Source organism: Bacteroides sp., from assembly GCF_019417265.1.
GTDB lineage: Bacteria > Bacteroidota > Bacteroidia > Bacteroidales > Bacteroidaceae > Phocaeicola.
In genome coordinates this window covers 1-10,177 of record NZ_DXVR01000097.1, presented here as the reverse complement: position 1 = coordinate 10,177, position 10,177 = coordinate 1, and the positions used below count along the sequence as shown (strand labels likewise).

Sequence of the window (10,177 nt, the reverse complement as noted above, 5' to 3'; positions counted from 1 at the left end):
GTCTCAACCATTAGCAGAACGTTTGCGCCCAAGGACTTTGGATGATTATATTGGACAGAAACATCTGGTAGGTCAGGGAGCTGTCCTCCGTAAGATGATAGACTCCGGACGCATATCCTCCTTTATATTATGGGGTCCTCCGGGAGTAGGGAAAACAACATTGGCGCAGATTATTGCCAACAGGCTGGAAGTTCCGTTTTATACACTGAGCGCCGTAACTTCCGGGGTGAAGGATGTTCGCGATGTTATAGAAAAGGCGAGTTCTAACCGTTTTTTCTCCCGGCAGAGTCCTATACTTTTCATAGACGAAATCCATCGTTTCAGCAAGTCGCAGCAGGATTCATTGCTCGGTGCGGTAGAGAAGGGAGTGGTTACGCTGATTGGTGCTACTACTGAAAATCCCTCTTTCGAGGTAATACGTCCGCTACTTTCGCGGTGTCAGCTGTATGTGCTGAAATCACTGGAAAAGGAGGATTTGCTGGAGCTGCTTCATAAGGCCGTAGAGCGTGACAGTATTCTGAAAGAGAGGCACGTGGTGTTTAAGGAAACGGATGCCATGCTTAGATACTCAGGAGGTGATGCGCGAAAACTGCTTAATATCCTTGAGCTTGTAGTCGAGGCGGACGGTGATACTCCTGTAGAGATAACTGACGAGAAAGTTGTGGAACGTCTGCAGCAGAATCCTTTGGCTTACGACAAGGAAGGCGAGATGCATTACGACATAATATCTGCATTCATCAAGTCTATACGTGGAAGTGATCCGGACGGTGCCCTCTATTGGCTTGCACGTATGGTGGAAGGAGGTGAGGACCCTGCGTTTATAGCCAGACGACTTGTGATTTCTGCTTCCGAGGACATCGGCCTGGCAAATCCCAATGCTCTGCTTCTGGCAAATGCCGCTTTCGATGCAGTGATGAAGATAGGCTGGCCCGAAGGAAGAATCCCTCTTGCCGAAGCTACGGTCTATCTTGCCACGAGTCCGAAGAGCAATTCTGCATACGAAGGTATTAACTCAGCCATTGAGCTTGTCCGTCAGACCGGAAACCTTCCGGTGCCATTGCATCTCAGAAATGCACCTACCAAACTTATGAAGCAGCTTGGCTATGGAAAGGATTACAAGTATGCCCATGCCTACAAGGGAAATTTCGTTGAGCAGCAGTTCATGCCCGACGAACTGAAGGACACCAGAATATGGCATCCGCAGAACAATCCGTCGGAATCCAAGCTCAGCGATAGGATGATACAGCTGTGGGGTAATCGGTTTAAAGAATAATATGTAATAATTTTTTATTATACTATAAGTGATATGAATATAGTAGTGTTGGATGGATTCACCATGAATCCCGGAGATTTATCGTGGAATGAATTGGAAAAATTGGGTACTCTGAAAGTATACGACAGGACGTCGCCTGAACAACTGTTGGAGCGTGCAGCCGATGCTGAAGCTGTATTGACGAATAAGACTGTACTGAATGCTGCTGCTTTGCGGAATATGCCTAAACTGAAATATGTTGGAGTGCTTGCAACAGGGTATAACGTAGTAGATATAGCCGTGGCAAAAGAACTTGGAATAGTAGTGACAAATATACCTGCCTACAGTACAGAGTCTGTGGCTCAGATGGTGTTTGCACATATACTTAATATAACTCACAGCGTTGGCCGCTATGCCGGAGAAGCTCATGCCGGAGTGTGGAGCAGACAGGCTGATTTCTCATATACCAACAGTCCGCTGATGGAGCTTTATGGTAAGAAGATAGGTATCATAGGTTTCGGAAACACCGGTTCTGCTACTGCACGTATAGCACGCGCTTTCGGTATGGAAGTTTTAGTATATACCAGTAAGTCGCAGTCGGCTTTGCCGGAAGGTATGACAAAGGCCGCTTCAGTGGAAGAGGTATTCAGTAATTCGGACATAGTAAGTCTTCATTGTCCGCTGAATGATAAGACTGCAGAGATAGTAAACGCGCATTATCTGTCATTGATGAAAAAATCTGCCATACTCATAAACACAGGACGTGGCGGATTGGTAAACGAGAACGATTTGGCCGAGGCTCTTAAGGCGCATCGTATCAAAGCGGCCGGTCTTGATGTCATGGTGAACGAACCGCCTATGGAGAATAATCCACTCTTGGGCCTGGACAATTGTTTCATTACTCCACACATCGCATGGGCAACGTACGAGGCACGCACAAGACTGATGAATCAGACTGTAATGAATCTGAAAAGCTTTATCGAAGGAAAAATTATTAACAACGTAGCGGTGTAAGGGTATGACAAAAGAAGAAAGAATAGAAAAGGCTGTATCGCTTTTCAAGGAAGGATATAACTGTTCGCAGTCGGTTGTGGCTGCATTTGCCGATATGTACGGATTTACTATTGAACAGGCACTTAAGATGGCATCAGCTTTTGGCGGCGGTATTGGCCGTATGCGTGAAACTTGTGGTGCAGCTTGCGGATTGTTCATGTTGGCAGGTCTGGAGAAAGGAGCTGTTGATGGTGCAGACCGTGATGGTAAAGCTGCAACATATGCATTGGTTCAGGAACTGGCTGCAAAGTTCAAGGAAGAGAACGGAGCATTGCGTTGTGCCGACCTTTTGGGACTGTCAAAGAAAGAACCTGTAGTTTCTACTCCAGAGGCTCGTACCAGTGCATATTATGCCAAACGTCCATGCGCGAAGATGGTTGAAACAGCTGCCCGTATTTGGGCTGACTATATATATGGAGTGAAAGAGTGTCAGTAATTTTTATCGTTAAACAGTAACTGTATTCGTGTATGATGATATACATATCCTGTGCCAAGACAATGACGGCACACAGCAAACAGAAAGTTCCATTTACTACTCAGCCATTTTTTCTGAACGAAGCAAAGCAAAACGTAATGGATATATCGCAATTCAGCAGTGAGGAGTTAGGGCGTTTGCTGAAAATAAATTCCAAGCTTGCAGCCGATAATTACTTCAGATATCACAATTTCTTCTCGGACGATAATGAAGGTCTGCCTGCTATTTTGTCGTACACAGGAATGGTGTTCAAGCGCCTTGCAGTAAAGGATTTCTCTGATGACGATTTCAGATATGCGCAAGAGCATCTTTTCATAACATCTTTCCTTTACGGACTTCTGCGTCCGCTTGATGTAATAAAAAATTACCGTCTCGAAGGTGACGTAAAGCTACCGGAAAGAGGAAACATAAGTATGTTTGATTACTGGAAACCTGTACTTACGGACTTTTTCATAGCGGAGATAAAGAAGCAGGGCGGTGTTCTGATAAACCTTGCCAGTAATGAAATGAAAGAACTTTTCGACTGGAAACGTGTCTGCCGTGAAGTCAGAGTCATAACTCCCGATTTCCAAGTATATAAGAATGGCAAACTTTCCACAGTAGTTATATATGCCAAGATGTGTCGTGGCGAAATGACACGTTTTATCCTTAAGAACCGTATAGAAAATCCGGAACAGATAAAGTCATTCGAATGGGAAGGATTTTGTTACAATGAGAATGAAAGTTCCGGTGACCATTGGGTGTTTACGATGGGGTAGGGTTTTATATTCTTTTACCGTATATAAATCTTTGAAAAAACAAATATTTTCCATATTTTTGTAATGCAGGTTACAGTAACCGCCGTTACTATATTGCTTATGATTGTTTCAGTAATGAATTATCGTATAGAAAACGATGTTTTATTGAACGTGTATTGAACAGCTACTGAATGCTCATTGAACGATATAATCTTTATTCATATTCCGTTCAGTGGGCTTTCATCAGATGTCCACAAAGCGTTCACTGCATTACGCTGAAGATATGAACTTATGAAACTTGTATTGCTAAATATCCATTTTGTATGAAGTTTTATGATAGAACAGAAGAAATAGCCGAACTAAGAAGGATACAAAATCTTTCAGCCAATAATCATTCTAGGATGACTGTTGTTACCGGACGAAGACGAATCGGTAAGACCAGTCTTATTTGTCGTGCACTTGAAGATTCCACAACTGTATATTTGTTTGTTTCGAGAGATAATGAATCGGTTTTAGTAAAACGTTTTACTGACGAGATAAAGCGAGTCTTGGATATTTTTATTCCTGATGAGATAAGTTCTTTCAGAAATTTGTTTACAATATTGATGCAGGCAGGGAAGACACAGCATTTCAATCTCGTAATAGATGAATTTCAAGAGTTCTATTATGTGAATTCGGCCATATTCAGCCATATACAAGATGTATGGGACAGATATAGACACGAAACGTTTGTAAATTTCGTGGTGTGTGGTTCGGCTTATAGGATGATGAACAGAATATTTGAGGATAAGAAAGAACCTTTGTTTGGAAGACGTGATGCACTTCTGAAGCTGAACCCGTTCAAGATTGACACGATAAAAGAGATACTAAAGGATTTCAAGCCGGATTATTCCAGCGAAGATTTACTGGCTCTTTATACATATACCGGAGGTGTTCCAAAATATGTGGAGCTTTTCATGGACGATGGAGTGGCCGACAAGGATGCGATGATTTCATACATGATTCGTGATAATTCATTGTTTGTCAGCGAGGGGAAAAATATACTTATTGAGGAATTCGGCAAGGATTACGGAACATATTTTTCTATACTTGGATGTATATCTACAGGCATAAATACTCAGGCTGGTATAGAGGCCGCACTTGGTAATATAAGTGCAGGAGGTTTTCTAAAACGTCTGATGGAAGATTATTCGTTGATTTCAAAAATCAGGCCTTTCGGTTCGTCGGAGGGCAGTAAGAATATCCGTTATGAAATTGCTGATAATTTCCTCCGCTTCTGGTTTAAATATATTCACAAGGACAGATCAATAGTGGAAATTGGTAACTGGAATTTATTGCGGAAAATAATATCGGATGATTATACTACCTACACCGGTGACATATTGGAAAGGTATTTCAGACAAAAGATGATTGAGAGCATGAATTACCGTTCTATCGGAAACTGGTGGAATCCGAAAAATAAGGAGAACCAGTGTGAGATTGATATAATAGCGATAACGGCGGATAATAAGAATGTTGAGATATATGAAGTGAAGAGGAATCCTGAGAGATACAAGGAGAATGTACTCAAGGAAAAGATAGACCACCTTATGATGAAACATAAGGAACTGAAAAAGTATTCTTTGTCTTTTGGGAATCTTTCGATGAAAGATATGTAGTATAAGTGTTATTCTTTTGATATCTGAATATATGTCAATCTGGAGCCGTCTAATGGGAATTAAAGATACCGGCAATGCAAAAGGTATTGTCGGCGAAAAAAATGTGTCGTATGATTCATTGCGTTATGCTTTCATAGACTTGGAGGTCGGTGTGAAAGATCGCGTCATACATGATATTGGTGCTCTCAGATATGATGATGCGGTTTTCCATAAGGCTGCGAAACAGGAATTGTTGCAGTTTCTTTCCGATGTGGATTATCTGTGTGGACATAATATAATTCGTCACGATGCGAAATATCTGTTCAAAGATGAACCTTGCCGTTGGCTTTTGGCTGATACCCTCTACGTTTCTCCATTATTGTTTCCTGAACGTCCGTATCATAGACTTATAAAAGATGACAAACTGATTAACGACCAGTTGAACAATCCCGTAAACGATTGCGAAAAAGCCAAGGATTTGCTATTTGATGAGATATCGCGCTGGAAATCGCTTCAGGATGAAAAGCAAAAAATGTTTGCATCACTCTTGAGAGGAAAAGAGGAGTTTGAAGGCTTCCTCAGTATGGTTGGTGCGGAGTATTTGGGCGAAGACGTCTTGTTCGAAGTGATAAATCGTCTTTATGCAAAGAAGATATGTCAGCATGCTGATATTGAAACGTTCATTCATCGTTACCCATGCGAATTGGCATATGCACTGGCTCTTATAGATACCACAGATTATCGTTCCATTACGCCCGGATGGGTGCTCCGTAATTTCCCGGAGGTGGAATACATAGTTAAAGAATTGCGAAATAAAAGATGCATTGAAGGTTGTGATTATTGTAATTCTCAGCTCGATGTGGTACAGAATCTGAAAGCATTTTTCGGTTATGATCAGTTTAGAACCTACGACGGTGAGCCACTTCAGGAGAAAGCTGCAAGGGCGGCTGTGGACGGTAAATCTCTTTTGGCAATATTCCCTACCGGCGGAGGAAAATCACTTACATTCCAGTTGCCGGCACTTATGGAAGGGCGTATCGTCCATGGTCTGACGGTAGTGATTTCTCCGTTACAGTCATTGATGAAGGATCAGGTAGACAATCTGTCCGACCGAGGTATAACCGATGCTGTTACTATAAATGGTTTGCTTGATCCAATCACGAGGGCATCGTCCATTCAGAGTGTGCAGAACGGTGAGGCTTCGCTATTGTATATCGCGCCTGAAATGCTTCGCTCGAAAACTATTGAAAAGATTCTCCTGGCCCGTCATGTAGTAAGATTTGTAATAGACGAGGCACATTGTTTTTCATCCTGGGGACAGGATTTCAGAGTAGATTATCTTTATATAGGAAAGTTTATAAAGGAATATCAGAAAAAGAAGAAGTGCAAGAATCCTATTCCTGTTTCATGTTTTACCGCTACGGCCAAACAGAAAGTTGTACAGGATATTTGCGATTATTTCAAGCAGACGTTGGACCTTGATTTGGAACTTTTTGCCTCTTCTGCATCGAGAACCAATTTGCGGTATTCGGTGATATATGCAGAAACAGATGAAGATAAATATCTTAAACTAAGGCATCTTGTTTCTGATACGGATTGTCCTACTATTGTCTATGTGTCACGTACCAAGCGAACGAAAGACCTTGCAGTCAGACTGTCACGTGACGGTTTTAAGGCTTTGCCATTCAATGGAAAGATGGATTCGGACGAGAAGATAGCCAACCAGGATGCTTTCATGAACGACCAGGTGCGTATAATTGTGGCCACATCCGCATTCGGTATGGGTGTTGACAAGAAAGATGTTGGACTTGTGATACATTATGACATATCTGACTCCTTGGAAAACTATGTACAGGAAGCCGGTAGGGCAGGGCGCGACCCGCAACTTGATGCTAAGTGTTACGTTCTGTACAGTGACAATGACTTGGACAAACATTTCATATTACTTAACCAGACAAAGTTGAGTATCAGCGAGATACAGCAAGTGTGGAAAGCAGTAAAAGATCTTACAAAACAGCGTATGCGAGTGTGCTGTTCGGCTTTGGAGATTGCAAGGCAGGCAGGATGGGATGATTCCGTTTCTGACATAGAAACACGTGTGAGGACGGCTTTGGCAGCATTGGAACAAAGCGGATATCTTGAACGTGGAAACAACGTTCCTCATGTATATGCCACCGGCATTACGGTAAAAAATATGGACGAGGCACGTGGTCGTCTGTCTGCTTCTCTACTTTTCGGAAGTGATGAGATAGAGAATGCCGTGAGGATTATAAAATCTCTTATTTCGCAGAAAAACATAGCAAAGGCACAGGATTCTGAGGCTGAGTCACGTGTCGATTATCTTGCAGATATTCTTGGACTGAACAAATGGGAGGTGGTATCTGTTGTCGAGAGAATGCGTCAGGAAGGTATATTGGCTGACAGTAGAGATATATCGGCTTATTTGCTTGATGCCGGTGATTCGGAACGCAAGTCACGTCTTATTCTTGAGAAATTCGCAAAACTTGAGCAGTACATTCTCAATCATATACCTGATGAATCATTGCATATATCGTGCAAACAGCTGAACGACAATGCCGTAAAAGAAGGTATAGCTACATCTAAAGAGAAAGATATCCGTACATTGCTATATTTTCTCACTGTAAAGGGTTATACACGCAAGAAAGAAGATCCGGCACATAATATGGAAATCCGTCGTCTGGCTGATATGGAATTTACGTTAAAGCGTTTTGAGAAAAGGCTTGAAGTGGGACGCTTTGCCGTAGAATGGCTATATAAGTTAGCGGCAGAGGCAGAAAGAGAGGATAAACAGAGTAAGGCTGTTCAATTTTCTGTAGTGGAATTGTACAATATGATAAAGTCCAGTCCGCAATCGTTGTTCGGAGGACTTGAAAATCTGCAGTTGGAAGATGTGGAGGAAGCTCTTCTTTATCTGTCTAAGATAGGTGCTTTAAAACTGGAAGGAGGTTTCCTCGTATTGTATAATGCTATGGATATCAGAAGGATAAAAGATAATAAGTCGAGATATAAGATTGACGATTATCGTATGCTTAATGAATTCTATAAGCAGAAAATTCAGCAGGTACATATAGTGGGCGAGTATGCCAATCTTATGGTAAAAGATTATAATGCCGCATTACAGTATGTGCAGGACTATTTCCAGATGGATTACAGAAAGTTCGTGACCAAATACTTCAAGGGGGAAAGGGTGAGTGAGATACAAAGAAATATCACTCCGGGAAAATATAAGCATCTGTTTGGCGCACTCTCAAAGCGTCAGATGGAGATTATATCCGATAAGGAATCACGTTGTATTGTAGTTGCAGCAGGTCCCGGAAGCGGTAAAACGCGCGTACTTGTACACAAACTTGCTTCACTGCTTCTGATGGAAGATGTAAAACATGAGCAACTTCTAATGCTTACATTCTCACGTGCTGCAGCTACAGAGTTCAAGCAACGGCTGATGGAACTGATAGGTGGTGCCGCACATTTCGTTGAGATAAAGACATTCCATTCCTATTGTTTTGATTTACTCGGCAGGATAGGCAATCTTGATGAAGTAAAGGATGTTGTTGCCAAAGCCGCGGAAATGATAAACAATGGTGATGTAGAACCAAACAGGATAGGGAAGACCGTTCTTGTAATAGATGAGGCACAGGATATGGGAGCGGAAGAATTTACACTTGTAAAAGCTCTTATGTCAAACAATGAGGATATGCGTGTGATAGCGGTTGGTGATGACGACCAGAATATCTATGAGTTCCGTGGCTCGGATTCGGGATATATGTTCCGTATGTCCCAACAGCCGGGAAGCAGATTTATAGAAATGACAGAGAACTACCGAAGTGCTGCACATCCCGTTCGCTTTGCCAACAGTTTCGTGAGATATATTTCAAACAGAATGAAAACTACACCAATCATCTCAAAAAGAGAAGAAAATGGTTGGGTGGAGGTAACACGTCATGTCTCGGATTATATGTACCAGCCGTTGGTTGAGAAACTGCTGCAAAACAAGAAAGGAGGTACATCGTGCGTACTCACTCAGACTAATGAGGAGGCGGTAATTATTACTGCTTTATTAAGAAGATATGGCATAAGTGCCAAGTTGATACAGTCGATGGATGGTTTCGCTTTTTGCAATATGGCCGAAGTGAGGTATCTGATGAAATATATATCCAAACGTGTAAGTAGTCCTTTGATATCTGATGATTTGTGGCAGGAGGCCAAACAGGCTGCATTTGCCACATATAATGGAAGCCAAAGTCTGTCATACGTGAAGCGTTGTACAGAATTGTTTGAACAGACTAATAAAAACAAATATTTCAATGACTTTAAGGAGTTTGTTATGGAATCTTCGTTGGAAGATTTCTGTGACCTGTCAGGTGCGGAGGTAGTGGTATCTACTATCCATAAATCAAAGGGACGTGAGTTTGATGATGTCTATATGCTGATATCTGGCGGATATACCAAAGATGACAATCTTATGCGCCGTTATTATGTAGGCATCACACGTGCCAAAAACAGATTGTACATACACACTAACTGTGATTTATTCAGTCGTCTTGGTGCTGACAAATATTCTGTTGATGATAAACAATATTCCATGCCTGAAGAAATAGTCCTACAGTTGTCACATAAAGATGTCTTTCTGAGTTATTTTAAAGGTATAAAGCGCGAGGTTTTATCCTTGAAGTCAGGAGATCCGTTGATTTACAGAGATTTTACTCTTTATGAAACCGTTAATAACAAGCCTGTAGGTAGATTATCACAAAAAATGCAATATACGTTAATGGAATGGAAGGAAAGAGGATATGACGTAAAGTCTGCAACGGTACGTTTTATAGTGGCATGGAAACCAAAGGATGCTCCAAAAGAAGAACAGGAATCTGCGGTATTGTTGGCTGATTTGGTGCTTTCATTGTGAAATATTAATATGGGTGATTCTTTTTGATAGTCTTTGGAGATAATCTTAATTTAAGTTTCGCAAGTTCAGCTTGCTAGTTTTAATTTGTAAATATTGCAT

General features: G+C 41.6%; 6 protein-coding genes. All 6 read left to right on the top strand.

Annotated elements, in window-relative coordinates; all coding sequences use genetic code 11:
- Positions 1–1,273 (top strand): replication-associated recombination protein A (locus QZ379_RS10670; protein ID WP_291564310.1); only part of this gene is annotated, 1,273 nt, incomplete at its 5' end.
- A gap of 33 nt (positions 1,274–1,306) precedes the next feature.
- The gene (locus QZ379_RS10665) at positions 1,307–2,266 is read left to right on the top strand and encodes a D-2-hydroxyacid dehydrogenase (RefSeq protein ID WP_291564307.1); all 960 of its coding nucleotides are present in this window, start codon (positions 1,307–1,309) and stop codon (positions 2,264–2,266) included.
- Between the two features lie 4 nt (positions 2,267–2,270).
- Positions 2,271–2,741, top strand: coding sequence for a C-GCAxxG-C-C family protein (locus tag QZ379_RS10660; protein ID WP_291564305.1), 471 nt, complete (start codon positions 2,271–2,273; stop codon positions 2,739–2,741).
- A 32-nt stretch (positions 2,742–2,773) separates the two neighbouring features.
- Entirely contained in the window at positions 2,774–3,538 is a 765-nt protein-coding gene (gene yaaA / locus QZ379_RS10655) for a peroxide stress protein YaaA (protein WP_291564302.1), read from the top strand.
- A gap of 302 nt (positions 3,539–3,840) precedes the next feature.
- On the top strand, positions 3,841–5,175 hold the full coding sequence (locus QZ379_RS10650; protein WP_291564299.1) for an ATP-binding protein: 1,335 nt from the start codon (positions 3,841–3,843) through the stop codon (positions 5,173–5,175).
- 31 nt (positions 5,176–5,206) lie between these two features.
- Positions 5,207–10,078, top strand: a complete 4,872-nt coding sequence (locus QZ379_RS10645; RefSeq protein WP_291564297.1) for a RecQ family ATP-dependent DNA helicase — start codon at positions 5,207–5,209, stop codon at positions 10,076–10,078.
- The last annotated feature ends 99 nt before the right edge of the window (positions 10,079–10,177 follow it).

Excerpts from the sequence above, each read along its gene's own strand:
- QZ379_RS10665 (WP_291564307.1), top strand. The coding sequence starts at position 1,307 with ATGAATATAGTAGTGTTGGATGGATTCACCATGAATCCCGGAGATTTA.
- QZ379_RS10660 (WP_291564305.1), top strand. The coding sequence starts at position 2,271 with ATGACAAAAGAAGAAAGAATAGAAAAGGCTGTATCGCTTTTCAAGGAA.
- yaaA (WP_291564302.1), top strand. The coding sequence starts at position 2,774 with ATGATGATATACATATCCTGTGCCAAGACAATGACGGCACACAGCAAA.
- QZ379_RS10650 (WP_291564299.1), top strand. The coding sequence starts at position 3,841 with ATGAAGTTTTATGATAGAACAGAAGAAATAGCCGAACTAAGAAGGATA.
- QZ379_RS10645 (WP_291564297.1), top strand. The coding sequence starts at position 5,207 with ATGTCAATCTGGAGCCGTCTAATGGGAATTAAAGATACCGGCAATGCA.